The 22834-nt window shown below is 66.9% G+C and carries 22 protein-coding genes; 7 read left to right on the plus strand and 15 right to left on the minus strand.

What is annotated here, in order from left to right; translation table 11 throughout:
- Window positions 1–169: 169 nt before the first annotated feature.
- A complete protein-coding gene (locus XcodCFBP4690_RS12105) occupies window positions 170–766 on the plus strand; it encodes an OmpO family porin (protein ID WP_104541173.1) in 597 nt (198 codons plus the stop codon).
- A 423-nt stretch (window positions 767–1189) separates the two neighbouring features.
- Here XcodCFBP4690_RS12105 and XcodCFBP4690_RS12110 read toward each other — a convergent pair whose 3' ends face one another.
- The 6 genes from XcodCFBP4690_RS12110 to XcodCFBP4690_RS12135 all read right to left on the minus strand — a co-directional run bounded on the left by XcodCFBP4690_RS12110 (window position 1190) and on the right by XcodCFBP4690_RS12135 (window position 5371).
- On the minus strand, window positions 1190–2215 hold the full coding sequence (locus tag XcodCFBP4690_RS12110; RefSeq protein WP_104541174.1) for an NAD(P)H-dependent glycerol-3-phosphate dehydrogenase: 1026 nt from the start codon (window positions 2213–2215) through the stop codon (window positions 1190–1192).
- A gap of 15 nt (window positions 2216–2230) precedes the next feature.
- Complete coding sequence (gene secB, locus XcodCFBP4690_RS12115) at window positions 2231–2749, minus strand: protein-export chaperone SecB (RefSeq protein ID WP_104541175.1); 519 nt, start codon at window positions 2747–2749, stop codon at window positions 2231–2233.
- A 109-nt stretch (window positions 2750–2858) separates the two neighbouring features.
- Entirely contained in the window at window positions 2859–3293 is a 435-nt protein-coding gene (locus XcodCFBP4690_RS12120; protein WP_104541176.1) for a rhodanese-like domain-containing protein, read from the minus strand.
- 66 nt (window positions 3294–3359) lie between these two features.
- Window positions 3360–3782, minus strand: a complete 423-nt coding sequence (locus XcodCFBP4690_RS12125) for a hypothetical protein (RefSeq protein ID WP_104541177.1) — start codon at window positions 3780–3782, stop codon at window positions 3360–3362.
- A gap of 28 nt (window positions 3783–3810) precedes the next feature.
- Window positions 3811–4281 carry a YiiD C-terminal domain-containing protein gene (locus tag XcodCFBP4690_RS12130; RefSeq protein ID WP_104541242.1) on the minus strand — a complete coding sequence of 157 codons (471 nt, stop codon included), beginning with the start codon at window positions 4279–4281 and terminating at the stop codon, window positions 3811–3813.
- Window positions 4282–4558: 277 nt separating this feature from the next.
- Window positions 4559–5371, minus strand: a complete 813-nt coding sequence (locus tag XcodCFBP4690_RS12135; protein WP_104541178.1) for a glycosyltransferase family 25 protein — start codon at window positions 5369–5371, stop codon at window positions 4559–4561.
- Window positions 5372–5561: 190 nt separating this feature from the next.
- Here XcodCFBP4690_RS12135 and XcodCFBP4690_RS12140 point away from each other — a divergent pair, with 190 nt between their 5' ends.
- The 3 genes from XcodCFBP4690_RS12140 (at window position 5562) to XcodCFBP4690_RS12150 (ending at window position 8696) form a co-directional block, all read left to right on the plus strand.
- On the plus strand, window positions 5562–6353 hold the full coding sequence (locus XcodCFBP4690_RS12140; protein WP_104541179.1) for a uroporphyrinogen-III synthase: 792 nt from the start codon (window positions 5562–5564) through the stop codon (window positions 6351–6353).
- A 103-nt stretch (window positions 6354–6456) separates the two neighbouring features.
- The gene (locus XcodCFBP4690_RS12145; protein WP_104541180.1) at window positions 6457–7434 is read left to right on the plus strand and encodes a uroporphyrinogen-III C-methyltransferase; all 978 of its coding nucleotides are present in this window, start codon (window positions 6457–6459) and stop codon (window positions 7432–7434) included.
- Complete coding sequence (locus XcodCFBP4690_RS12150; protein ID WP_104541181.1) at window positions 7431–8696, plus strand: heme biosynthesis protein HemY; 1266 nt, start codon at window positions 7431–7433, stop codon at window positions 8694–8696. The genes XcodCFBP4690_RS12145 and XcodCFBP4690_RS12150 overlap by 4 nt, the downstream gene beginning before the upstream one ends.
- A gap of 216 nt (window positions 8697–8912) precedes the next feature.
- Here XcodCFBP4690_RS12150 and XcodCFBP4690_RS12155 read toward each other — a convergent pair whose 3' ends face one another.
- Window positions 8913–9458, minus strand: a complete 546-nt coding sequence (locus tag XcodCFBP4690_RS12155) for a hypothetical protein (RefSeq protein ID WP_104541182.1) — start codon at window positions 9456–9458, stop codon at window positions 8913–8915.
- A 111-nt stretch (window positions 9459–9569) separates the two neighbouring features.
- Complete coding sequence (locus XcodCFBP4690_RS12160; RefSeq protein ID WP_104541183.1) at window positions 9570–10865, minus strand: acetyl-CoA C-acetyltransferase; 1296 nt, start codon at window positions 10863–10865, stop codon at window positions 9570–9572.
- An 88-nt stretch (window positions 10866–10953) separates the two neighbouring features.
- On the opposite strand from XcodCFBP4690_RS12160, the gene XcodCFBP4690_RS12165 reads away from it, so the two are divergent.
- From XcodCFBP4690_RS12165 to xopAG, 3 genes are all read left to right on the plus strand, one after another.
- Window positions 10954–11838 carry a hypothetical protein gene (locus tag XcodCFBP4690_RS12165; RefSeq protein ID WP_167394586.1) on the plus strand — a complete coding sequence of 295 codons (885 nt, stop codon included), beginning with the start codon at window positions 10954–10956 and terminating at the stop codon, window positions 11836–11838.
- 843 nt (window positions 11839–12681) lie between these two features.
- Window positions 12682–12975 carry a hypothetical protein gene (locus tag XcodCFBP4690_RS22430; RefSeq protein ID WP_146091888.1) on the plus strand — a complete coding sequence of 98 codons (294 nt, stop codon included), beginning with the start codon at window positions 12682–12684 and terminating at the stop codon, window positions 12973–12975.
- A 171-nt stretch (window positions 12976–13146) separates the two neighbouring features.
- Window positions 13147–14664 (plus strand): XopAG/AvrGf1 family type III secretion system effector, encoded by a 1518-nt coding sequence (xopAG, locus tag XcodCFBP4690_RS23275; protein WP_279628106.1) that lies wholly within the window; start codon window positions 13147–13149, stop codon window positions 14662–14664.
- A 133-nt stretch (window positions 14665–14797) separates the two neighbouring features.
- Here the strand turns inward: xopAG and XcodCFBP4690_RS12175 are convergent, their stop codons facing one another.
- The 7 genes from XcodCFBP4690_RS12175 to glnA form a co-directional block, all read right to left on the minus strand.
- Complete coding sequence (locus XcodCFBP4690_RS12175; RefSeq protein WP_104541185.1) at window positions 14798–15445, minus strand: superoxide dismutase family protein; 648 nt, start codon at window positions 15443–15445, stop codon at window positions 14798–14800.
- Window positions 15446–15491: 46 nt separating this feature from the next.
- The gene (locus tag XcodCFBP4690_RS12180) at window positions 15492–16091 is read right to left on the minus strand and encodes a superoxide dismutase family protein (protein ID WP_167394588.1); all 600 of its coding nucleotides are present in this window, start codon (window positions 16089–16091) and stop codon (window positions 15492–15494) included.
- A gap of 516 nt (window positions 16092–16607) precedes the next feature.
- Window positions 16608–18032 carry a nitrogen regulation protein NR(I) gene (gene ntrC / locus XcodCFBP4690_RS12190; protein ID WP_104541186.1) on the minus strand — a complete coding sequence of 475 codons (1425 nt, stop codon included), beginning with the start codon at window positions 18030–18032 and terminating at the stop codon, window positions 16608–16610.
- Window positions 18025–19080, minus strand: a complete 1056-nt coding sequence (locus XcodCFBP4690_RS12195) for a two-component system sensor histidine kinase NtrB (protein WP_167394589.1) — start codon at window positions 19078–19080, stop codon at window positions 18025–18027. Before XcodCFBP4690_RS12195 ends, ntrC begins: the two co-directional genes overlap by 8 nt.
- A gap of 268 nt (window positions 19081–19348) precedes the next feature.
- A complete protein-coding gene (locus XcodCFBP4690_RS12200; RefSeq protein ID WP_167394590.1) occupies window positions 19349–20788 on the minus strand; it encodes an ammonium transporter in 1440 nt (479 codons plus the stop codon).
- A 22-nt stretch (window positions 20789–20810) separates the two neighbouring features.
- Window positions 20811–21149, minus strand: coding sequence for a P-II family nitrogen regulator (locus tag XcodCFBP4690_RS12205; protein WP_002808480.1), 339 nt, complete (start codon window positions 21147–21149; stop codon window positions 20811–20813).
- A gap of 273 nt (window positions 21150–21422) precedes the next feature.
- Window positions 21423–22832: a type I glutamate--ammonia ligase gene (glnA, locus tag XcodCFBP4690_RS12210; protein WP_104541188.1), complete on the minus strand. Its 1410-nt coding sequence runs from the start codon at window positions 22830–22832 to the stop codon at window positions 21423–21425.
- Window positions 22833–22834: the final 2 nt, after the last annotated feature.

The following is a 22834-nucleotide window of genomic DNA, read 5'->3' on the forward strand; positions in this document are numbered from 1 at the left end:
ATCGATCAGCCACCACAAGAAAGCGCAGCTGAATCTGGCGCGATGATTCATCAACTGCTCAGTCCAGAATTCATGTCGCGTTCCATCGAATAACGGAGAATTTACATCTCGGCAGCGAACGGCATCCGCCTCAGCGCCGGCCCAAACCATAAGTACAGGTATCTCGATCATGAAGACTTCTCTGCTGGCCCTCGGCCTTCTTGCAGCCCTGCCGTTTGCGGCCTCCGCTGCTGAAAACCTCTCCTACAATTTCGTCGAAGGCGACTACGTGCGCACCCCGACCGAAGGTCGCGATGCAGACGGTTGGGGCCTGAAGGCTTCGTACGCCGTCGCTCCGAACTTCCACGTGTTCGGCGACTACAGCAAGCAGAACGCCGACGACAACGACAACGTGTTCGAAAGCTCCAACTCCGACTTCCAGCAGTGGGGCGTGGGTGTGGGCTACAACCACGAGATCGCCACCAGCACCGACTTCGTTGCACGCGTTGCGTACCGCAAGCTGGACCTGGACACCCCGAACATCAGCTTCGACGGCTACAGCGTGGAAGCCGGCCTGCGTAACGCCTTCGGCGAACACTTCGAAGTCTATGCCCTGGCTGGCTACGAAGATTTCTCCAAGAAGCGTGACATCGACATCGGCGACAACTTCTACGGCCGCCTTGGCGCCCAGGTGAAGTTGAACCAGAACTGGGGCATCAACGGCGACATCCGCATGGATGGCGACGGCAACAAGGAATGGTCGGTCGGCCCGCGCTTCAGCTGGTAAGCCGCACGTTTGACTGCAGCGCGACTCTCTCTCCCGCGCTGCATCGGAAGCCCGGTCCCCCGACCGGGCTTCTTTCTTTTGGGCGATCGGTGGCGGTGCGCCTTGGCGCGACGGTCGGCCATCGCTGGCATTGCCGGTCGATCAGCGATTGGCCACCCGCTGGCATGTCGCATGTCGGCCATATCGATGCGCCAGGACGATCGTGGCGACACCGCAAGGTGCAGTGCGGGAACACCTCGGCGCACAGGCATCATGGATGCGCGATCACCACCAAGGCAATGCGGTACTGCGCCAAGGCGCACTCCTGCTGCCCTTGCGGGTTCGACGCAGCGGCGAACGACGCTCCCCCTCCAACCAAAACGCCCGGCAATGCCGGGCGTTTTGGCTGCTTCAATCACATTGCCGCCATCGGCATGCGAACGCTCAGGTAAACAAGGTCTGCGGATACTCGGGCTTGCGCTCGCGTGCCAGCAGGCCCTGCAAACCGGCCTCCGGCGTGATCTCGCCATGCAGGACCGCGCGCACGGCGTTGGAGATCGGCAGTTCGATGCCGTGCTGCTCGGCCTGGCGCATGACTTCGTCGGCCGTCTGCACCGACTCGACTACCTGGCCGATCTCGCGGATCGCATCGTTCAAGCTCTGCCCGCGCCCCAACGCCAGGCCCAGCCGTCGGTTGCGCGACAGATCGCCGGTGCAGGTGAGCACAAGATCGCCCAACCCGGCCAGCCCCATCAGGGTTTCCGGGCGGGCACCGATCACCGCGGCCAGGCGCAGCATCTCGTTCAAACCTCGCGTGATCAGCCCGGCACGGGCATTGAGACCAAGCTGCATGCCGTCGGCCACACCGGTGGCCACGGCCAGCACGTTCTTCATCGCGCCACCCAGTTCGGCACCCACCATGTCATCGCCGGTGTAGGCGCGGAACGTGGGGCCATGCATCGCATCGGCCACGACCTGCGCGAACGCAGCATCGTCGCCGTGCACGGTGATGGCGGTCGGCAATCCGAGCGTGACCTCCTTGGCGAAGGATGGCCCGGTGACCACGGCCAGCGGAACCGCCGGGCCGAGCAGATCGCGCGCCACTTCATGCAGGAAGCGTCCGGAACCGGGTTCAAACCCCTTGGTCGCCCATGCCACGCCGGCGTTGGCCGGACGCAACGGGGCGATCAGCCGGATCGTTTCGGTGAAGGCATGCGAGGGCACCACCGCCAGAATCCAGGCGGCGTCGGCGACGGCCGCCTGCAGGTCGGTGGTGGCGCGCAGACTGTCGGGCAGCGCAATGCCGGGCAGGTAACGCACGTTCTCGTGGGTGCGGTCGATGGCATCCACCATCGCCGCATCGCGCCCCCACAGCACGGTCGGGTGACCGTGCCTGGCCAGGAGCGCGGCCAGGGCCGTGCCCCAGGAACCGGCGCCGAGAACGGCGATCTTGTGGGTCGAATCGCTCATCGGCGCAACCGCAGCTTAGGCGTTGCCGGCCGGCTCGGAATCGGCCAGCGAGGTGCCTTCGCCCTGCGACCGCTGACGCAGGGTCTCGGCGTACAGGGCTTCGAAGTTGATCGGCTGCAGGTAGAACGGCGGGAAGCCACCGGCCTGGATCAGGTCGCTGACCAGGGTGCGCACATACGGGAACAGGATGTTCGGGCACTGGGTACCGAGCAGCACGTCGATCGCCTGCGGCTCCAGGCCGACCAGGCCGAACACGCCGGCCTGCTGCACTTCGGCCACATAGGCGGTCTTGCCACCGGCGGTGCAGGTCAGGGTCACGGCCAGCACCACTTCGAACGCGTTGTCATTGAGGCGCTGCACCTTCTGGTTGAGGTTCAACTGCAGCTCGGGCTGGTTGGCGTCGTTGAACACCGCCGGGGCGTTGGGCGATTCGAAGGACACGTCCTTGACGTAAATCTTTTCGATGGTGAAGGCGGGACCAGCAGCGGCGGCGTCGGCCGGCGCAGCGGCGCCGTTGAGGATTTCGTCGGACATTCCTAACTCCAGAAACGGTTCGGTGGATGCAGCGTTGAGTGATGCAAACGTGAAAGCACGAGTATCTCATGCAAGCAATGGGGGCTTGCCAGGTGCCGCACAAGGCGGATCAGCGGCCCTTGATCAGAGGCAGCTCGGCCATTTGCCAGGCGGCGATGCCGCCTTCGAGCCAGTAGACCTTCTCGAAGCCGGCTTTCTTCAGCGTCTTGGCCGCACCGGCAGAGGTGTTGCCGCTACGGCAGACCACCACCACCGGCGATGCCTTGGCGTTGGCCAGCAGCTTGCTGGCCGGGTCGAACTTGGCCAGCGTCACGTTGCGGCTGCCGGCGATATGGCCTTTTTCGAAATCGGCGGCGGGCGACAGGTCGATCACCAGCGCATCTTCGCTGTTGATCAGGCGGGTCAACTCGGCCGGCTTGAGTGCGCGGTAGCCGCGGAACAGGCGCGCAACCTCGGTGACGATCAGGGCGATGGTCAGGCCCACCAGGGCCAGCGACAGCATGGGGTTGCGGCCGACAAAGGCCTGCAGCTCTTCGAAATTCACGGGGTCAGGGTCAGTCGAGCGGGCGGGAATTGTCGCACGCACGACGGCCAGCGCACACCGGCCTGGCTATTGGCCCTGCCACAGGTCGGGCAGACCGCTGGCCAGCCACCAGCGTTTGCGCTCGGCATCCCAGCGCCAGATCTCGATGCTGCGCACCAGCCGTTCGGCCTGGGTATTGCGGTTGATCACCCGCAACTCCACCTCGCGGCGCAGGTCGCCGTTGGCGTCATCGCCGGTGCGCAGCTCGCGGTAGCCGGAAATCTGCACCTGCTCGTAGCGCGAGCGTTCCAGGTCGCTGACCGGGTGGGCCTGGGCATGGGCCGGCTCGACAAACCCCTGCGCGGCGTCGAAATCGCTCCAGCGCACCGCGGCCGCATAGGCCGCCTGGGTGGTTTCCAGCGCACGCGCCTGCGCCCGGCTGCCGGCCGAGGCCACCCCGCTCAGCAGCGCCAACCCCAGCACGAGCACCGCTCCAATGACTGCACGCATCCGCATTCCCCCCGATCCAGCCCGCATCCTACCGTTTCGGGAACGCCACGAAACGCCCGCTCAAGGTGGCTGCGGCCGTTCCCGAACCTAGCGCGATCTGCGCGCGCATGCCGATCCGCGCCTTGCCGCGCTGTCGGAAGGTGGCCAGAAACGCTTCCCAGCCGCCCAGCTCGGAGGGCGCCGCGTCGGCCACCAGTTCTTCGTACACCGGCGCCACGTAACGCAGCTGGCTATCGGCCACATAGACGTCGGCGTCGTGCCCGGCCAGTTGCAGTTGCAGCGTCAGCCAGCCCCAGCCGGCCAGCGTCATCAGCGATGCCAGGCTGCCACCGAACGCATTGGCCTTGTCGTTGACATTGGCCTGCAGCGGCGCACGCAGGCGCAAGGCGCCGTCGTGCAGTCCATCGACGGCGATGCCCATCGACAGCACCGGCGGCATGGCGATGAATTGCTGCTGCAGCGACTGCAGGGCGGATGCGAGCGTGTACGAAGGAGTCATCGACGAAGGCTGGAAGACGGCGAAGGGCGGCATCATGCCGCAATGTCCGGCGAGCGTCTTGTGCATGGACATGACATGCGGTACCGCATGGTGAACGCATGCGGTATCGGCATCGCCACTGGTGGTGCCGATACCGCAGCACACCGGCGCGCTGGTCGCTGGCCAATCGCAGGTCAGGCACCGCCGACCGCGTGTGCGCGTGTGGCCTGCCTGCGCGCTGCCGGCGCGGGCGCGAGGACTTCGGCGTTGGCAGCGCGCAGGCGCTGCGTCGGCGTTTTCAGGGGGCAAAGACCACCTTGCGGTAGCCCTGCGCCACCCGCAGCAGTGCGGTGGCCTTGGCCTTCCACTGCGCGCTGCGCTGCTGCTTCTGTGCCTGGGTCAGCGGCGCGTCGATGGTGCTGGTGAACACGATCTGCTCCGGTGCTGCATGGAAGAACTTGTCCTGGATGCAGGCCGCCGGGGAGAGCTGGTAGGTGGCCAGCCGGTGCGCCACAGGCGACTCGTTCCAACCGAACAGAAAGATATCGGCCATGGTGTGCCAGCGCGCATCGGCGGCAAGCAGCACCCGCGCCGCCTCGCGGCTGATGATCAGCGCGCCGGCACAGACCGGCCAGCAATGCTGGTGGCGCGATGGCCGTACCAGGCGCAATTGACGGCCGGCAATCTCGGTCACCTTGGCATCGAGCTTGATCCGGTTATAGGACGGTTCCAGCCGCACGATGCTGGTGCCGAGCGGGAGCCAGTCGGTGCTGCGCAACAGCGCCGGCAATGCATCGGACAGATGCATGTCGTCTTCGAAGATGGCGGCATAGGCATCGTCGGACTCGGCGGCGATGCGCCAGGCCGCCTGGTGGCTCAGGAAGCAGCCGATGTTGGAGGCGGTCCAGCGACGCGGGCCGCTGCTATAGCCATCGCCGGATCCTTGCAGCGGGCGCTCTCGCACGAACGCGGCGATCTGCTCCGGCGTCAAGGTCGCGCCATCGACCGCGGGCAGCCGTTCGAACGCCAAACCCAGCGCCTGGAACCGCGCCGACATCGCCTGCAGCCGGTCACCGCTGCGCTGCATGTTGATGAGGTAGGACTTGATCACGGCGCCACTCCAGCTCGGTTGTCGTGGCGGATCGTGGCGCGATCGGGCGGATTTGCAAGAGGGGAGGAAATGAGATGCTGGTCTCACAAGTGATTCGCACTGCGCTGGACCGCTGTGCACACCTCGTGCGCCTGTGCCGGCCCGGCTGGTGGCCACCCGAATGCCCAGCGCCCAGGCGCGCACGACAGCGATGCTCTCGCATAATCGCGGCATGACCCGTACGTCCACCGCCAGCTGGACCCTGATTTCGCTGCGCCCCAGCGGCGAGCATGCGCCGCTGCGACGGGCCGCCGCACGTCACGGCGGGCGCGTGCTCGCGCTGTCGCCATGGAGGCTGCAGACCAACGACACCGCGCCGGCGCGCAGCGCGTTGCAGCAGGCCTTGCAGGCACCTGTCGTGGTGTTCACCAGCCCCGCCTCGGTGCAGGCGGCGCAGCGGCTCGCACCCTTGCGCCGGCCGCCGCAGGCGCACTGGGTCAGCGTGGGCGAAGGCACCGCACGCGCGCTGCATGCCTGCGGCGTCGAGGCGGTGATACGCCCGGCCCGCATGGACAGCGAAGGCCTGCTCGCGCTGCCGCTGTTGCAGCCGCCACTGCACACGGTGGGGCTGATCACCGCACCCGGGGGCCGCGGCATGCTCGCGCCGGCGCTGGAGCAGCGCGGCGCCCGCATCCTGCGCGCGGAGGTGTATCAGCGTGTTGCGTTGCCTCTGCGCCGCACGGCGGTGCAGGCGCTGGCGGCGGCACTGCCGCGCAGCGTGCTGGCGCTGAGCAGTGGCGAGGCGCTGGCGCTGGTCCTGCAGCAACTGCCAAGCGCGCTGGTGGAGACATGGCGGCAACGTCCGGTGGTCGCCTCCAGCGAGCGCATGTGCGCGTCCGCGCTGGCAGCTGGATTCGATCATGTGGTGCGTGCCGACGGCCCCCTGCCAGCGCAGTTGGCCGAAGCCGCCGCTGCAGTCATGACATCGCCGCGACCTTGCTGAACTGCGAACTCGAGCGCGGCTTGCAGGCGTCCGCCGACGCACGCCATGCTGTGGCCGATGACTGCGGCGCCCGCGCCTGTGGCGACCATCCGAGGATGTGCGAATGACCGAAATGCCCGCTCCCGCGCGACGCGTTCCCTGGGCCTGGCTGCTGCTGGCGATCGCCGTGCTGGCCGTGGGCGTGGCGCTGTTCCTCGGCTGGCGTGCATGGCAGGGCTATCACGCCGCGCAGGTGCAGGCGGCACAGGCGCAGCAACAGCGCTGGGACGGTACGCAGCAGCTGCTGGAGACGCTGCGGCGCGATCAACGGCTGGCCAACGAGCGCCTGCAGGACGCGGCTGCCACCAATCGCGTGCTGCGCGACGAAATGCTGGGCCTGAGCCAGCGCAGCGCGCTGCTCGAAGAGACCGTACAGAAGCTGGCCGACCCCAACCGCCACGGCGCCCAGGCACTGCGGCTGGATGAAGTGGAACTGCTGCTGCGGCTGGGCCAGCAGCGGCTCAGCATTGCCGGCGACGCCGATGGCGCACGCCGCGCGTACGCGCTGGCCAACGGCGCGCTCAACGGCATCGACGATCCGGGCTATCTCAATCTGCGCCAGGCGCTGGTGCAGGAACGCGACGCGCTGGATCGCTTGGGTGCCGGCCCGCAGGCGCAGGTGGGGCAGAGCCTGGACCGCATCGCTGCCGATCTGCAGCGCCTGCCCGAGCAGACCGCGCAGGCCAGCGACGCGGGGCGTCCGTGGTGGCAGAAAGTGCTGGCGCCGCTGGTGGAAATCCGTCCCAGCCGCGGCGATGCGCTGCTGACCGGAGGCGAGCGCCATGCGGCCGGCGACGCGCTGCAGATCGAACTCAGCCTGGCCCGCGCGGCCGCCGAGCGTGGCGATGCGCAGGGCCTTGCCCAGGCGCTGCGCCGGGTGGACACCTGGGCCACCCGGCTGTGGCCGGATTCACCGCAACGCAGTCAGGTGCGCTCGCGCCTGCGCGCCTTGCAACAAGCGCCGCTGCGTCCGCAATTGCCGGAACTGGGCACCACCCTGCTGCAACTGCAGGCCATGCGTGAAGGGAGATCCACCCAATGAAAGTGTTGCGTACCGTGCTGATCCTGTTGGTTGCCGTGGCGCTGGGCGTGCTCGGCGCGCAATGGCTGTCGCACCAGACCAGCTACGACCTGGGCAATGTGGTGGTCAGCGTCGGCGGTAACGACTACCGCGCCGCGATGCCGCAGGCGGCATTGATCCTGATCATCGCGTTGCTGGTGCTATGGCTGCTGTGGACCTTGATCAGCCTGCCGTTCCGTGTGTGGGGCAAATATCGTCGCAAGAAGGGCCGCGCGCGCCTGATCGAAGGCCTGCGCGCCGCCGATCACGGCCAGTGGCAGCGCGCCGAGCGGCTATTGGTCAATGCCAGCGAAGACGAGGAAGTCAGCGGCATTGCGTTGGCCAGTGCGGTACGGGTGGCCGATGCACGCGGCGATGAGGCGGCAGCCAATGCACTGGCCCAACAGTTGGCCGAGCGCGATCCCACCGCGCATGCCCTGCTGCAGGGCGAGCGCCATCTGGCACGACAGCACCCGATCGAGGCAATCAATGCGCTGGATGCCGCCGGTGCCCAGCCATTGCCGGCGCGCGGCCTGCTGCTGCGCACCCATGCGCTGACCCAGATCGGGCGCGCCGACGAGGCCTACGGCCAGCTGGGCGCGCTGCGCCAGCAAGCGGTGCTCGCGCCGGAGGCCTACAGCGCGCTGGAGGCCACGCTGGCCGAACAGACCCTGCTGCAGGCCGGCGATGCCAACGCGCTGGCCGAACGCTGGGAAGCGTTGCCCAAGCCGCTGCGCACCCAGCCGGCGGTGGTCGGCGCCTATGCGCAGCGCGCCGCCGTGCTGCATTGGGACGACGCCGCCGTGCACAGCCTGGAACAGGCGCTGGAGACGCAGTGGGACGAATCGCTGGTGCGCCTGTACGGGGTGCTGCCGCTGGAGAAATATGATTCGCGCCGTGCCAGTGCGCAGCGTTGGCTGACCCAGTATCCGGACAGCCCGGGCCTGCTGTTGACGCTGGCACGTCTTGCCCGCCACCAGCAGCAGTGGTCGCAGGCCGAAGAGTTCCTGCATCGCGCGCTCGCCAATGGTGCCGGCAGCGACGCCTGGGAAGAGCTGGGACACGGGTTTGCCGCTGCCGGCGATCTGCTGTCGGCCCAGCATTGCTACGCCAATGCGTTGCGCGCGGCGCGCGGCGAGCCGGTGATCGAGGGCATGCCGCAGCAGTCGCCGCGCGGGCCGCTCGTCGCGGTCGGCACCACGCCTGCGGCCGATCCGCTCGCACCGGACGATCGCCTGCCTTGACCGGCGTACGCCGCTCCCGGCCGGGAGCGGCGTAAGACAGCGTTAGCGGGTTGGTATTGGCTGGTTGGCGGACTGTTACGCCGACGCATAGGATCGTCTGGCCGCTGCCATAGCTGCCTGCACAAGCACTCACGCAGCCGGTGCTGCACGCATGTTGGGGAACGGCTTGGCACGTGCAACCCTCCATGGGTGTGGGGTGCCTGACGCCAGATCCGATCAGGCGCCGCGCCAGGCCGCGGGCGGTGGCGGCGGCAGTTCCTGTAGAAACGCATCGCAGGCCCCGAGATAGCGGGCCTGCCGATGACCGATCGATCGCGGCGACAACACCCGCGACCCCAGCCTGCCCACCAGCAGCATCGCTGCCATCGCCGCGCTGCCGATCACCCAGCGGAACTCGCTATGCAGCGACAGGCCGCACACCAGCAGCGCCAACACCGAGGCCAGCGCCACAGCGACATAGCGCACCCGGCGGCGCTCATGCAGGCTGCACAAGGTCAGCACATGCCCGCTGCGCTTGCGCAGCGCGATCGCCAGGATCAGATACGGCAGCACGCCCAGCAGCAGCGCGGCATAGATCACCGGGTGGTGCCAATGAAAGATGTAGCGGCGCGGGGGCATATCCGCCGGCGCATTGCACTTCACGCAGCGCGGCGGCAGGTTGGCCCCTGGCGTGCACACCAGCTCATCGCCCTCGCGCCACACATCGCCCTGCACCGGCGTCAGGTACAGGCTGGGTGGCTCGTGCGGGGTATCGTTCGACATCCATGCGTCCTTGCAGGTTGGGGATTCGGGATTCGGGAGTGGGGATTCGCTAGAGCGGGTTCGCGTTTGCGAATCCCCACTCCCGAATGCCCAATCCCGCTGCGCAGCAGCCTAGCGCTCGACGATCGCCACCACGCCCATGCCGCCGGCGGTGCAGATCGAAATCAACGCACGGCCGCCGCCGCGTTCTTCCAGCTGCTTGGCGGCAGTGGCCACCACGCGGGCGCCGGTGGCGGCGAACGGGTGGCCAGTGGCCAGCGAGGAGCCCAGCGGGTTGATCTTGTCCGGATCGATCCGGCCCAGCGGCGCCTCCAGGCCCAGCCGGTTTCGGCAGTAATCCTCGCTTTCCCAGGCGCGCAGCGTGCACAGCACCTGCGCGGCAAAGGCCTCGTGGATTTCGTAGATGTCGAAGTCCTGCAGGGTCAGGCCCTGGCGCGCCAGCATCTGCGGCACCGCGATGGTCGGGGCCATCAGCAGGCCTTCGCCGTGCACGAAATCCACGGCCGCCACCTGCGCATCGCGCAGGTAGGCCATCGGCGTATGGCCATGCGCCAGCGCCCAGGCCTCGCTGGACAGCAGCACCGCGGCCGCGCCATCGGTCAGCGGGGTGGAATTGGCCGCGGTCAAGGTGCCGCGGCCGGAGCTCTTGTCGAAGGCCGGGCGCAGCGTGGCGAGTTTTTCCAGCGAGGTGTCCGCGCGCAGGATGTTGTCGCGCGACACGCCGCGGAACGGGGCGATCAACGAATCGAAGAAGCCGCGCTCATACGCCGCCGCCAGCTTGTGGTGCGAGGCCACCGCCCATTCGTCCTGCGAATCGCGCGAGATGTTCCATTCCTTGGCCATGTCCTCGCAGTGGTCGCCCATGCTCTTGCCGGTGCGCGGCTCAGCCACGCCGGGAAACTCGGGCTTGAGCTCGCTCAGCTTGAAGCCGCGCAGCAGCGCCTTGAGCTTGTCGCCGGTGGCCTTGGCGCGGTTGGCGGCCATCAGGCGCGCGCGCAATTTCTTGCCATATACGATCGGCACTTCGGAAGTGGTGTCCGAACCGCCGCCGATGCCCGAATCGATCTGCCCCAGCGCGATCTTGTTGGCGATGGTGATCACCGAATCCAGGCTGGTACCGCAGGCGCGCTGCAGGGTGATGCCCGGGGTCAGCGGCGACAGGCCCGACGACAGCGCGGCCTCGCGGGCCAGGTTCCAGTCGGAGGAGTGCTTGATCACCGCGCCCATCGCCACTTCGCCCAGCTGCTGGCCGTGCAGCCCGAAGCGCTCGACCAGCGCGCCCAGCGTGCGCACCGACATGCCCAGGTTGCCCACGTCCGCGTATGCGGTGTTCTGACGACAGAACGGGATACGGACGCCGCCGAGGATGGCGACGGGACGGGCTGCGGGTATCGGTTGACCTGGCATGAAGGACTCGGGGACATGGCCTGCACAGGGCCGGCAGGCATAATAGAGGCAGTGTAGCTTCGACCCCGTGATGGGCCAACCGCGAATCATGAGCAAGACCGAACACGGCGTGACCGCCATGGGTGTGCTGGCGCTGGAACTGACCGGCGGCACCGCCCCCGAGCGCGGCGCCCTGCCGCCCGAGCAGGCCGGCATGCTGGCCGAGCGGATCGGCCGCGACCTGGCGCAATGGATCCCCGAAGTGCGCGAGCTCGAGCTCAGCGTGGCCATGGCGCACTTCGACCCGGCTGAAGTGCTGCGCCCGGGCTGGCCGCTGCACCGCCGGCTGGAAGAACTGCATGCCCGCGCCCCGGGCCGCGAGCAGGGCCCGCGGGTGCTGGCCTTCGGCGCCGATGCGCAGGGCGAGGTTCCGCTGCCGTTCCAGGCCGACGCGCAACTCACCGGCGGCGGGCTGCGCGTGTTGCCGTTCCTGCTCACCGGCGATGCGCAGATCGTGGCCACCGTGGCCGAGGCGATGGAAGAGGTGCTGCTGGCCCAGGGCATGGCCCAGGCCGACACCGCGCTGCTGGCGCAGGAGAGCTTCGGCGCGCGCATCGAGCATGCGCGCTACCTCACCGCCCACGATCTGGCGGCGATGATCTCGATGCAGTACGACAACCAGGGCCTGGCACCGCTGTGGCCGTTGATCGAGGCAGCCCTGCTCGCGCCCACCAGCGAAGAATGGCTGGAGCAGGCGCCGGAGCCGGTACTGCGCTACGTCGATGGCGAAGTGCGCATTGCCCTGTTCGATCCGGCAGGCTGGTGCGACTACTACGCGCACGACCGCGAACACTGCGAGCGCCTGCGTGGGGTCTACGAACAATTCCTCTCGCGCCAGCGGCAGATGGCCGCGGTGCTGGAGGCGCACGGCCTGCCGGTGCTGTATGTGCATGTGGAGCCGGACCAGGATCCGCGGCAGGCGCTGGCTGCGTAAGCCCGACGACCCGCTCTATCGCTCCCGCATTGCGTGATTCTGGAGGCGGGATTTACGTGGCCGATGCAGCATGAAGCACGCATGGCCGCCTTCGCGGCTGGGTCTGGCAAGGTGTTGCAGCTTTCGTGCAGGCCGGCAACGCTGCCATCGTCACTTCGCGCGGCGGCACGATTCCGCCACAGGATCAGCCAGGACGTACGCGGCACCGGCGGGGCGGCGTCCACCGATGCTTCGCCTGCACGGGAAGCGCGTTCGCAGGCCCGCAAAGTACCTATCGGAGCCCGCATACGGTAACCCGGTGGCGGCGATGGCGTGTATTTCCGATACCCAGTCGGCACCTGGTCGCATCGGCGACGCCAGGCGCGGACCAAACAGCTGAGCGTTCGCGCGAACGATGACGCTGACATTGCGCGTTGCAACGCTAGCTGCATCTGTTGATGACGTCATGGAAGCATGGGTAGGATCGCCCGCCGACATGGCTGCGCGGGGATCGCAACGCGTAGCACGTGCAGTTGCAGACAGGCGTTGCAAACCACGCTCTGCAACTCTTTGCACCTGGAGCGCCCGCGCGCATTGCGACGAGCTGCGCAGCGCACTGCGACGCTTGCCATCTCCAGCACGGCTCCTGCCCCATCAGCAAGCAGTCGTCAGTGCTGGGGCGGACGGCGCGCAGGAATCGAAGTGGACGCGTGGCACATGCCGGTTCCGAGCACCGGCACGCCCTTCTGGCGACTGCAAAGTAGTTGTTGGCTGCTCTTAGCCGTCGAACGATTCCAGATGGGGCGATACCCATCCTGATCATCAATCTCCCTACCTGCATGTCTTGGTCGATATCACGCATGCATGGCCATGCCGGGCCGCGGTGGATCGCTCGACCGGGTGCGGCAGATGCCCCTCAGCGCACCTGCTCGTTTACGACATCACGTCTTCGCGGTGGAAATGGATGCGCGCCTAAGCATCAGGCACAGTCGTTACGCGATTCGACGGAAGCAGCCCGCATGGCGCCACGCTCAGATTTCCGATGCTGTGATCACCACTGCGCGCATCATCGACATTGCCGGCCGACATATCGAAGCGGCTTCAGCACTCCGCAACGACGCGCGCGACAACCCAAACCATGACGTAACTGCACGCTGATTGGCGGCCGTTCTCTGCTGATGACCCAGCGCGAATCAACGTTACCGGGAACACGCAACCGCACATCGCGACACTTAGCTACTCGACCAACGGCCCTTTCGCCGCGACGCTTCGCCGAGTCTCGACTCAACCAGTACAGCTGGTCTCTATTCTGCATCGAGAGGACACATCATGCGCACCAAGACCACACAAACATTGACCACCCTTCAACGGCATCTTGCCCCCACCTCCCCGCCAACGCAGCACCCGCCTGCAGCGTCACTCACATCGCCGGGCCCCAACGATGCGACCGGTTTGCTGGGGGCCCTACCCGCCCGAAAAGCCAGGCAAGCAGCGCAAGAAGGCCCACACCAGGAAAACGGCGGACGCGTTAGAAGCTGGACCTCTCGGGCCGCCAAATATGCGCTGGGAATCGCGGGCGCCAGTTATGTTGTAGACAACTTTTTCTTGTCCACGACCGCACTGGTCGATGGCAAAGCCGGGTTTACCAGCAATGAGCGCCTGGAAAAAGCATGTGCAAAAGCGGAGAAATATTACGCTCGGTACCACAGCGCCACCGAGGAAGAACGCGTATCTCATGGCAATCCTTTCGTACCGATCAAGACATGCGGTTCCAACCAGTTCGCCACCATGAGCGACTACCGCGCGGCAACCAAGGTCCATGTCAGCCATCTGTTCGACACCAAGAATGCACGGGAATCGCTGCTGACCAACCTCAGCTGTCTCAAGGGCGAGCGGATCAAGCAGGAGTGCATCGCCAAATATGCGCCTGCGCAGGTGCCGGCCGACCCGGACCTGAGCAAGAGCCAGATTTACGACAAGAAGAACAAGTATTCGCTGACCGGCGTAGCCAATGCCGAAACCGGAGCGAGTGGATATACCTCGCGCTCCATCACCCACCCCTTCATCAACCGCGGCATGCAGCACTTCAAGCAGGCTTCCAATAGCGATAAGGCGCTGTCTCTCAAGCAATGCATGGAGTCGCTTCAACGCGCATTGGATGGTAATGACACGCTCGGCGCGCAGGCGCAGCATGCCGCCGGCCAGGCAATCCTGAATTTTCGGCAAGTCTATGCGGCCGACGAGCATTGGGGCCACCCCGAAAAAGTGATCATGAAGACCCTGATCGCAAACGGGCTGCTGTCTCAGGAGCAGACCGACAGGATCGATGCGACCCTGATGTTCGAAGATCCCTCCACCAGTATCCTGAAGAGAAACACCAGCATCGCCGGGCCGTTTCTTCAAAAACTGGACACGAAGATTCAGTCCAGGCGCCTGCAGGATCAGCCCGAAGCGCTTGCGGACTTCATGGAGATGGCAAAGCAGAAGAACATGGAAGGCCTGCCGATCGCGCACTTCAAACTCAACGCCGAAGGCACCGGCTTTGAAGACTGCTCCGGCTTGGGCGACTCGTTCACCAGTGCAAACGCCGTTGCGTGCATCAACCATGCACGCTTGATGAGCGGCGAGCCACGCCTTTCGAAACAGGATGTCGCGGTGGTGGTTGCCTGCCTGAATGCCGTATACGACGACGCCAGCAGCATCCGGCATTCGTTGCATGAAATCGCACGCGGATGCTTCGTGGGCGCTGGCTACTCCACCGAGGACGCCGATACGTTTTATGAGCAGATTTGCAAGGATGCTGCGCAGGCTTTCTACGCAGGAAAATCGATGATCAGCAGCGACTAGAGCTATTTGACCAAGCTCTGCCCACGCATCCGCACTGGATGCAACACAACGCCGGGTGAGCATTCCACAGTCGCGATGGTGTGCCACTGACGCATTGCGCCGCGGCGTGAACCGCCGCGCAATGCGTGCGCGCTTACTTGGTGGCAGCCTGCGCGTTGTCGGTGGTGATCACGCCACAGGCCAGGCGGCCGCCGGCGTTGCCGGTGGGCTGGGTCTTGTAGTCGTCGGCATCGGCATGCACGATCACCGCGTGGCCTGCAATGTCGAACTGGTCGGCCTTACCCAGGTTGACGTTGCTCGATACCGGTCCGTCGATGCTGGCATTGCCCTGTGCGTCGGCCTTGATGTTGGGCATGTCGCCGCCGTGATGCGGATCGGCCGTGACGTTGCCATGGTCGGACTGGCCCGGATTGAAGTGGCCACCGGCGCTGCTGCCGTCCGGCGCGCTGCAGTCGCCTTTTTCATGGATGTGGAAGCCGTGTTCGCTGTCGGGCTTGAGTCCGCTCAGCTGGCCGGTGACACGCAGTGCGCCGTCGACGGTCTTGAAGGTGACCGTGCCGGTGACCTGGCTGTCCTTGGTCGGCTTGAGCTCGGCGGTGGCGGTAGTAGTGGCCGCCGCTTCGGTGACCATGGCCGCGGCATGCTCGCCACCGTGCGCCGCTTCGGCCGGCGTGCCTGCCTGCGGCGCGGGAGCGGGATCGGCCGGTGCGGGCTCCTCGCGCTTGCATGCGGTCAATGCCAAGGCAGTGGCCAGAAACAACGTGGTGGGAAGAATGCGCATGGAAAGCTCCTGTAGGGACCGCGAATGCGGCCATGGATGCCCCGACTCAGGGCTGCGAAGGGGATGAGCGCCACTGGGTGACGCGAATAACGCCGCAGGCCAGCCGCGCGCCGGCGTTGCCGCTGGGCTGGCTGCGGTAATCGTCCGGATCGGCATGCACGACCAGTGCCTTGCCGACCACGTCGCCGGGCGCACCGTCACCCAGACTGATGCCGGAGAGAATCATGTCCAGATGCGCGACGCCCTCGGCATCGGCGCGCAGGTTGTCCATGTCGCCCAGATGGTGCGCGCCGTTGCCGGCCCGTCCATGCGGGGCATTGGCGGGATTGAAATGCGCACCGGCGCTGCTGGCATCGGCAGCACTGCAATCGCCGCGCTCATGCACGTGGAAGCCGGCCACCGCACCGGCACGCAGCCCACCGACGGTGCCGGTGATGCGGATGCCCTGCAAGGCAGGCACCAGCACCACACGGCCGCTGACCAGGCTACCCGAGGCCGACGCGAGCGCGGCTTCGGCCTGCTGCACCGGGCGGACAGGCACCACGCGCGCTGCCGGCGGCGGCGGCGGGGGCGGTGGGGGCGTGCTGCTGCAGGCGGCGAGCGCCAGGGCGGTGAGAGCAACGATCGTGGACGACCGATAACGCATCGAGCTGTTCTCCTGATCAGGCTGGAAACCTATGCGGGCGCATGTTCACGTGTCATGAAATGCGCTTGGGCAGCCCAGGAGTTTACGGGGCTGGTGTCGCGAGCCGGCATATGTGCAAAAAGCGCCCCTCACCCCAACCCCTCTCCCGCAGGCGGGAGAGGGGCTCGACTGCGAAGTTTCATGCCTGCCTTGCCTGCCTTGCCTGCCTTGCCTGCCTTGCCCGCCTTGCCTTCCTTGGCCTGTCTTGCTCGCCTTGCCTCTCTTGCCTTCCCCCGCGTGCGGGGGAACGTGCCCGAAGGGCGGATGGGGGCGTCGTGCGACGCCAGATAATCGAGACCGTGGCGCGTGCGAGCACACGGCCAGCCCATGCACGCTTGCCGTCGTGATGCTCGTCAAACCCACCGGTTCACTGCATGGTTCCAACACCTGCGCGCAGTACAGCTCTTCGCAGGCGCCCCGCACCCCCAACCCCTTTCCCACAGGCGGGAGAGGGGCTCGACTCCGCGTGCGGGCTGATCAACGACGCTTGCGTCCTGGCCCGAGCTTGCGGGTGACGGTGTTGCGGCCCAGGCCCAGGCGGGCGGCGGCTTCGGCGCGACGGCCCTGGGTCAGTTGCAGGGCAGCTTCCAGAAGCGTCTTGTCCAGGCGTTCGCGCGCTTCGGCATGCAGGCCCTGCGCGCCTTCGCTCAGGCGTTGCGCGGCCCAGCTGGACAGCATGTCGTCCCATTGCCCGACGCTGCTACGGCCGGCACGCTGGCGGCCGCGCGCCAGGGCGGCGTCCACGTCGACCACGTCGATGATGTCGGCCGTGGCCAGCGCGGCCAGGCGCCAGCAGACGTTTTCCAGTTCGCGCACATTGCCGGGCCAGTCGTACTGGCGCAGCGCTTCCAGCGCCGGTGAAGACAGCCGCTTGGGCAGCATGTCGAGCTTGCGCCCGGCCATGGCCAGGAAGTTTTCCGCCAGTTGCGCGATGTCGCCGCGGCGTTCGCGCAGCGGCGGCAACTGCAGGCGCACCACGTCCAGCCGATGCAACAGGTCGGCGCGGAAGCGGCCCTGCTCGACCAGCGCTTCCAGGTCCTGGTGGGTGGCGGCGATCACGCGCACATCGACGCGGATCAACTCGCGGCCGCCGACGCGGAAGAATTCGTTCTCTGCCAGCACACGCAGCAGGCGCGTCTGCAACGGCAACGGCATGTCGCCGATTTCGTCCAGGAACAAGGTGCCGCCATCGGCCTGTTCGAAGCGACCGATATGGCGCTTGGTGGCGCCGGTGAAGGCGCCGGTTTCGTGGCCGAACAGCTCGCTTTCCAGCAATTCGGCCGGGATGGCGGCGGTATTGAGCGCCACGAACGGTTTGCGCGCGCGCGGCGATTCGTTATGCAACGCGCGTGCGACCAGCTCCTTGCCGGTGCCGGTTTCGCCGTTGATCAATACCGACAATGGCGCCTGCGCCAGCCGGCCGATGGCACGGAACAGCGCGCGCATTGCCGGGGTGTCGCCGATCAGCGCGGCCGAGCCTTCGGCCAGTGGAACGACGCTGTCCTCGACCGCCGCATCGGCATCGGGCAGGGCGCGGGCGGCCAGCGCCACCGCATCGTCCAGGTCGAAGGGCTTGGACAGGAATTCGTGCGCACCGCCGCGGAAGGCGCCGGCGGTGCTGGCGACATCGGTGTAGGCCGACATCACGATCACCGGCAGCTGCGGGTGCCTGGACTTGAGCTTGTCCAGCAGGGTCAGGCCGTCTTCGCCGGGCATGCGCACATCGGTGAATAGCAAGTCCGGCGTGGGCCGCATCGCCAGCGCCTGCAGCGCGGCGGCGGCGCTGTCGAAACCGTCGACGGCGTAGCCGGCATCGCGCAGCGCGGTGGACAGCACGAAGCGCACCGAACGGTCGTCGTCGACCACCCAGATATGGTGGGATGCGGCGGCGGCCTCAGCCATGCAGGTGCTCCTTGTCGTGATCGCCGGCCAGTTCGGGCAGCAGCAGGGTGAAGACGGTATGGCCCGGACGCGAGCGGTAGGTCAGCGTGCCGTGGTGTTCGCGCGAGACCTGCTGGGCCAGTGCCAGCCCCAGGCCGCTGCCTTCGGCGCGGCCGCTGACCAGCGGCAGGAACAGGTGCTCGGCCAGCTCTTCGGGCACGCCGCCGCCGTCGTCGATGATCTCCAGCCGCAGCGACATCGCATGCACGCGGTCGCGGATGCGCTGGCCGTGTTCGACGCGGGTGCGCAGCGTGACCCGGGTGGCGCCGGCCTGGAAGGCATTGCGCACCAGGTTCCACACCGCCTGGGTCAGGCGGTCCACGTCGCCGAGGATGTCGGGAATGCTGGGATCGTAGTCGCGCTGCACCTGCACCGACCAGCCGCCTTCGGCTTCGGCGAGGCGCAGCACGCGTTCGAGTACCACGTGGATGTTGAGGCCCTCGTGCGGGCGCAACGGCGAGGGCGAGAGCAGGCGTTCGAGCAGGGTGTTGAGGCGTTCGATCTCGGTGCCGATCAATTCGATCAGCTCGCGCTCGTCCTCGTCGCGGCCGCCCGAGCGGCGCGCCAGCAGTTGGGCGGCCCCCTTCAGGCCAGCCAGCGGGTTACGCAGTTCGTGCGCCAGGCCCTTGAGCGCAGCGCTCAGGGCGTTGGGCAGGGCATGGGTGGGATCGAGCGCGGGAAATTCGTCGACCGGATGGGTCTCCAGCAACCAGCCACCGTCGTCCAGCCGCGACAGCCAGCCTTCGGCAAAGCGCGGGGCATCGTTGGGCAGGCCCAGTGCCAGCCGATGCAGGCGCAGCACGTCGCGCTCGTCGTTGAGCAGGAAGCGCGCCAGCGCATCGCCCTGCACTTCCAGGGCCGCCAACGGCTGGTCGACCAGCCGCCGGGCGCTGACCCCGAGCCAGCGCGCAAAGGCCGGATTGACGCCCAGCACGCGGCCCTCGCGATCGGCCCAGGCCACCGGGGTGCCCAGGCTGTCGAGCGACGGGGTAGAGGTCGTCATCAGCATTGCACCAATTTAGTGCAAGCAGCATCGGCGTGCGCGAATGGCCCGCCGAACGATGCTTGCGTTGAAGACGGTGGCCGGGCTGGCCGGCGGTGGGCTGCTCCGACCCGGCGTGCATCCGCGCCAACCGTGACGGGCGAGAAGCTGGTCATGCAGGCACCTTTTCAGTGGATCCGCAGCCCCACCGGCCGCGGGAGACACCGACCCGGCACAGGCCGCGCCGGCCGGGTCGTCACGCCACCCGCGGCAACGTCGCCGCGGGCGCTCATGCTCAGGACTCGTACGCGGCTTCGCCGTGCGAGGTGATGTCCAACCCCTCGCGCTCGGCCTCTTCGGTCACGCGCAGGCCGAACACCAGCTTGGCCACCAGGAACCCGACCACCGACACCACGCCGATCCAGCCCACGGTGATGCCCACGCCCAGGGCCTGGATACCGACCTGGTGCACGATGTCGTAGTCGCCGCCCTTCTGGCCGCCCAGCGAGGCCGCCGAGAACACGCCGGTGAGGATCGCGCCGACGATGCCGCCCAGGCCATGCACGCCGAACACGTCCAGGCTGTCGTCGGCACCCAGCAGGCGCTTCAGACCGGTGACGCCCCAGACGCACAGTACGCCGGCCGCCAGGCCGATGACGATCGCACCGAACGGACCCACCGTCCCGCAGGCCGGGGTGATGCCGACCAGGCCGGCGACCATGCCCGAGGCCACGCCCAGCGCGGAGGACTTGCCCTTGATGATCTTCTCGGTCAACGACCAGCCCAGGATGGCGGCCGCGGTGGCCAGCAACGTATTGAGGAAGGCCAGCGCCGCACCGGCATTGGCTTCCAGGTTGGAGCCGGCGTTGAAGCCGAACCAGCCCACCCACAGCAGCGAGGCGCCCACGAAGGTCAGGGTCAGGTTGTGCGGCTTGATCGCCTCACGCCCGAGGCCGGCGCGCTTGCCGACGAAGTAGGCGCCGATCAGGCCGGCGATACCGGCGTTGATGTGCACCACCGTGCCGCCGGCGAAATCCAGCGCACCCAGCCCGAACAGGTAACCGCCGGTGGCCCAGACCATGTGCGCCAGCGGCAGGTAGCCAAAGGTGAACCAGATCACCGAGAACAGCAGCACCGCGGCGAACTTCACCCGCTCGGCGAAGGCGCCAACGATCAGCGCGCCGGTGATGCCGGCAAAGGTGGCCTGGAAGGCGACGAACACGTACTCCGGCAGGCTCACGCCCTTGGTGAAGGTCGCTGCCAGGGTCTCGATGGTGACGCCCTTGAGCAAGGCCTTGTCCAGATTGCCGATCCACGCGCCTTCGCCCGAGAACGCCAGGCTGTAGCCGTAGACCACCCACAGGATGGTCAGCAGCGAAAAGACCGTCGCGATCTGGATCAGCACCGACAGCACGTTCTTGGCGCGCACCATGCCGCCGTAGAACAACGCCAGGCCTGGCACCACCATCATCAGCACCAGCAGGGTGGAGGTGAGCATCCAGGCGACATCGCCCTTGTCGACCACCGGTGCGGCCTCGGCGGCCGCCGTCGGCGCCGGCGGTTGCGCGGACGGCAGCGGTTCGGTGGTGACCGGCTCGGTCGGCAGCGGGGTGATCTGCGCACCGGACTGCGCCTGCGCGCTGCCCATGCCGCCCACCATCAGCGCGCTGAACAGCATCAGCATGCACACGCTGTAGAACCGGGCTTTCCACCCGGCAAAAAGAGCTGTCTTCATACGAACTCCGGGAGGGGTGGACTCAGAGCGCATCGGCGCCGATCTCGCCGGTGCGGATCCGCACCACTTGCTCGATCGCGGTCACGAAGATCTTGCCGTCGCCGATCTTGCCGGTGCCGGCGGCGTTCTGGATCGCCTCGACCACCGCGTCCAGCCGGTCGTCGGTCACCACCGTTTCGATCTTGATCTTGGGCAGGAAATCCACGACGTATTCGGCGCCGCGATACAGTTCGGTGTGGCCCTTCTGGCGTCCGAAGCCCTTGACCTCGGTGACGGTGATGCCCGACACGCCAGCGGCGGACAGGGCCTCGCGGACCTCGTCGAGCTTGAACGGCCGGATGATGGCGGTGATCAATTTCATGCGCATACCCCGAAAGGTGGAAGGAACCGGCCGGCATTGCGCCGACCGGCGGTGTCATTCACCTGGATGCCAACCCCGGCATCCAATCGTTCGCAGAGCGCGCAGACCTCGGCCGATGCCATGCATCGGCCACGTGGGAGAGGTCAGGCCCGCGCGGTGCGAACGGTGTGCTCTCTCGTACCCCTGGACTCCCCGGCGGTGCCAGGGAGCCATCGAACATGAGCGGCGATGGCGGAGGTGGGAGGGGGGCCTCCGCCATCACCGCGGTGGAACTCAGTTGCCGTAGTACAGCTGGTATTCCAGCGGATGCGTTGCCGCACGGAACTTGGTCACTTCCTGCATCTTCAGCGCGATGTAGCCATCGATGAAGTCGTCGCTCATCACGCCGCCGGCCTTGAGGAACTCGCGGTCCTGGTCCAGCGCTTCCAGTGCCTGGTCCAGGCTGGAGCAGACCTGCGGGATCAGCTTCTCTTCTTCCGGCGGCAGGTCGTACAGGTCCTTGTCGCTGGGAGCGCCCGGGTCGATCTGGTTCTTGATGCCGTCCAGGCCGGCCATCATCAGCGCGGTGAAGGTCAGGTAGCCGGACTGCAACGGATCGGGGAAGCGCATTTCGATGCGACGCGCCTTTGGATTGGTAACCCACGGAATGCGGCACGAGGCCGAACGGTTACGCGCCGAGTAGGCCAGCATCACCGGTGCTTCGAAGCCCGGCACCAGGCGCTTGTAGCTGTTGGTGCCGGAGTTGGCGAAGGCGTTGATGGCGCGGGCGTGCTTGAAGATGCCACCGATGTACCACAGCGCCAGCTGCGACAGGCCACCGTAGCCGTCGCCGGAGAACAGGTTGGTGCCGCCCTTGGTCAGCGACTGGTGCACGTGCATGCCGCTGCCGTTGTCGCCGACGATCGGCTTGGGCATGAAGGTGGCGGTCTTGCCGTTGCGGTAGGCGACGTTCTTGATGATGTACTTCATCGTCAGCAGCTCGTCGGCCTTCTGCACCAGCGAGGAGAACTTGGTGCCGATCTCGCACTGGCCGGCGGTGGCCACCTCGTGGTGGTGCACTTCGGTCTCGATGCCGACCTGCTCCAGGGTCTTGATCATTTCCGCACGCAGGTCGTGCAGGGTGTCGGTCGGCGGGACCGGGAAGTAGCCGCCCTTCACGCCGGGGCGGTAGCCGCTGTTGCCGCCGTCGTACTTGGCGCCGGTGTTCCAGGCTGCCTCTTCCGACCCCACCTGGAAGAAGGTGTGGCCCATGTCGTTGGCGAAGCGGACCGAATCGAAGATGAAGAATTCCGGTTCCGGACCGAAGAAGGCTTGGTCGGCGATGCCGGAGGACTTCAGGTAGGCCTCGGCGCGTTTTGCAATCCCGCGCGGATCGCGCGTGTAGGCCTGCATGGTCGCCGGGTCCAGGATGTCGCAGGTCAGCACCACGGTCGGATCGGCGAAGAACGGATCCAGGTAGGCGGTGCCGGCGTCCGGCAGCAGCACCATGTCCGACTCGTTGATGCCCTTCCAACCCGCGATCGAGCTGCCATCGAACATCTTGCCTTCTTCGAACAACGCCGGCTCGATGATGTTGGCCGGAAAGGTCACGTGCTGCTGCACGCCACGCATATCGACGAAGCGCAGGTCGACGAACTCGACCTTGTTGTCCTTGATCAGCTTTTCAACATTTTCCACGGACATCG

The sequence above is a fragment of the Xanthomonas codiaei genome, assembly GCF_002939785.1.
Classification (GTDB): Bacteria; Pseudomonadota; Gammaproteobacteria; order Xanthomonadales; family Xanthomonadaceae; genus Xanthomonas; species Xanthomonas codiaei.

Coding starts and splice junctions, on each gene's coding strand:
- XcodCFBP4690_RS12105 (WP_104541173.1), top strand. CDS start 170: ATGAAGACTTCTCTGCTGGCCCTCGGCCTTCTTGCAGCCCTGCCGTTT.
- XcodCFBP4690_RS12145 (WP_104541180.1), top strand. CDS start 6,457: ATGACCGAAATGCCCGCTCCCGCGCGACGCGTTCCCTGGGCCTGGCTG.
- XcodCFBP4690_RS12110 (WP_104541174.1), bottom strand. CDS start 2,215: ATGAGCGATTCGACCCACAAGATCGCCGTTCTCGGCGCCGGTTCCTGG.
- xopAG (WP_279628106.1), top strand. CDS start 13,147: ATGCGCACCAAGACCACACAAACATTGACCACCCTTCAACGGCATCTT.
- XcodCFBP4690_RS12200 (WP_167394590.1), bottom strand. CDS start 20,788: ATGAAGACAGCTCTTTTTGCCGGGTGGAAAGCCCGGTTCTACAGCGTG.
- XcodCFBP4690_RS12165 (WP_167394586.1), top strand. CDS start 10,954: ATGAGCAAGACCGAACACGGCGTGACCGCCATGGGTGTGCTGGCGCTG.
- secB (WP_104541175.1), bottom strand. CDS start 2,749: ATGTCCGACGAAATCCTCAACGGCGCCGCTGCGCCGGCCGACGCCGCC.
- XcodCFBP4690_RS12160 (WP_104541183.1), bottom strand. CDS start 10,865: ATGCCAGGTCAACCGATACCCGCAGCCCGTCCCGTCGCCATCCTCGGC.
- XcodCFBP4690_RS12195 (WP_167394589.1), bottom strand. CDS start 19,080: ATGCTGATGACGACCTCTACCCCGTCGCTCGACAGCCTGGGCACCCCG.
- glnA (WP_104541188.1), bottom strand. CDS start 22,832: ATGTCCGTGGAAAATGTTGAAAAGCTGATCAAGGACAACAAGGTCGAG.
- XcodCFBP4690_RS12125 (WP_104541177.1), bottom strand. CDS start 3,782: ATGCGTGCAGTCATTGGAGCGGTGCTCGTGCTGGGGTTGGCGCTGCTG.
- XcodCFBP4690_RS12205 (WP_002808480.1), bottom strand. CDS start 21,149: ATGAAATTGATCACCGCCATCATCCGGCCGTTCAAGCTCGACGAGGTC.
- XcodCFBP4690_RS12130 (WP_104541242.1), bottom strand. CDS start 4,281: ATGACTCCTTCGTACACGCTCGCATCCGCCCTGCAGTCGCTGCAGCAG.
- ntrC (WP_104541186.1), bottom strand. CDS start 18,032: ATGGCTGAGGCCGCCGCCGCATCCCACCATATCTGGGTGGTCGACGAC.
- XcodCFBP4690_RS12155 (WP_104541182.1), bottom strand. CDS start 9,458: ATGTCGAACGATACCCCGCACGAGCCACCCAGCCTGTACCTGACGCCG.
- XcodCFBP4690_RS12175 (WP_104541185.1), bottom strand. CDS start 15,445: ATGCGCATTCTTCCCACCACGTTGTTTCTGGCCACTGCCTTGGCATTG.
- XcodCFBP4690_RS12180 (WP_167394588.1), bottom strand. CDS start 16,091: ATGCGTTATCGGTCGTCCACGATCGTTGCTCTCACCGCCCTGGCGCTC.
- XcodCFBP4690_RS12140 (WP_104541179.1), top strand. CDS start 5,562: ATGCTCTCGCATAATCGCGGCATGACCCGTACGTCCACCGCCAGCTGG.
- XcodCFBP4690_RS22430 (WP_146091888.1), top strand. CDS start 12,682: ATGGCCATGCCGGGCCGCGGTGGATCGCTCGACCGGGTGCGGCAGATG.
- XcodCFBP4690_RS12150 (WP_104541181.1), top strand. CDS start 7,431: ATGAAAGTGTTGCGTACCGTGCTGATCCTGTTGGTTGCCGTGGCGCTG.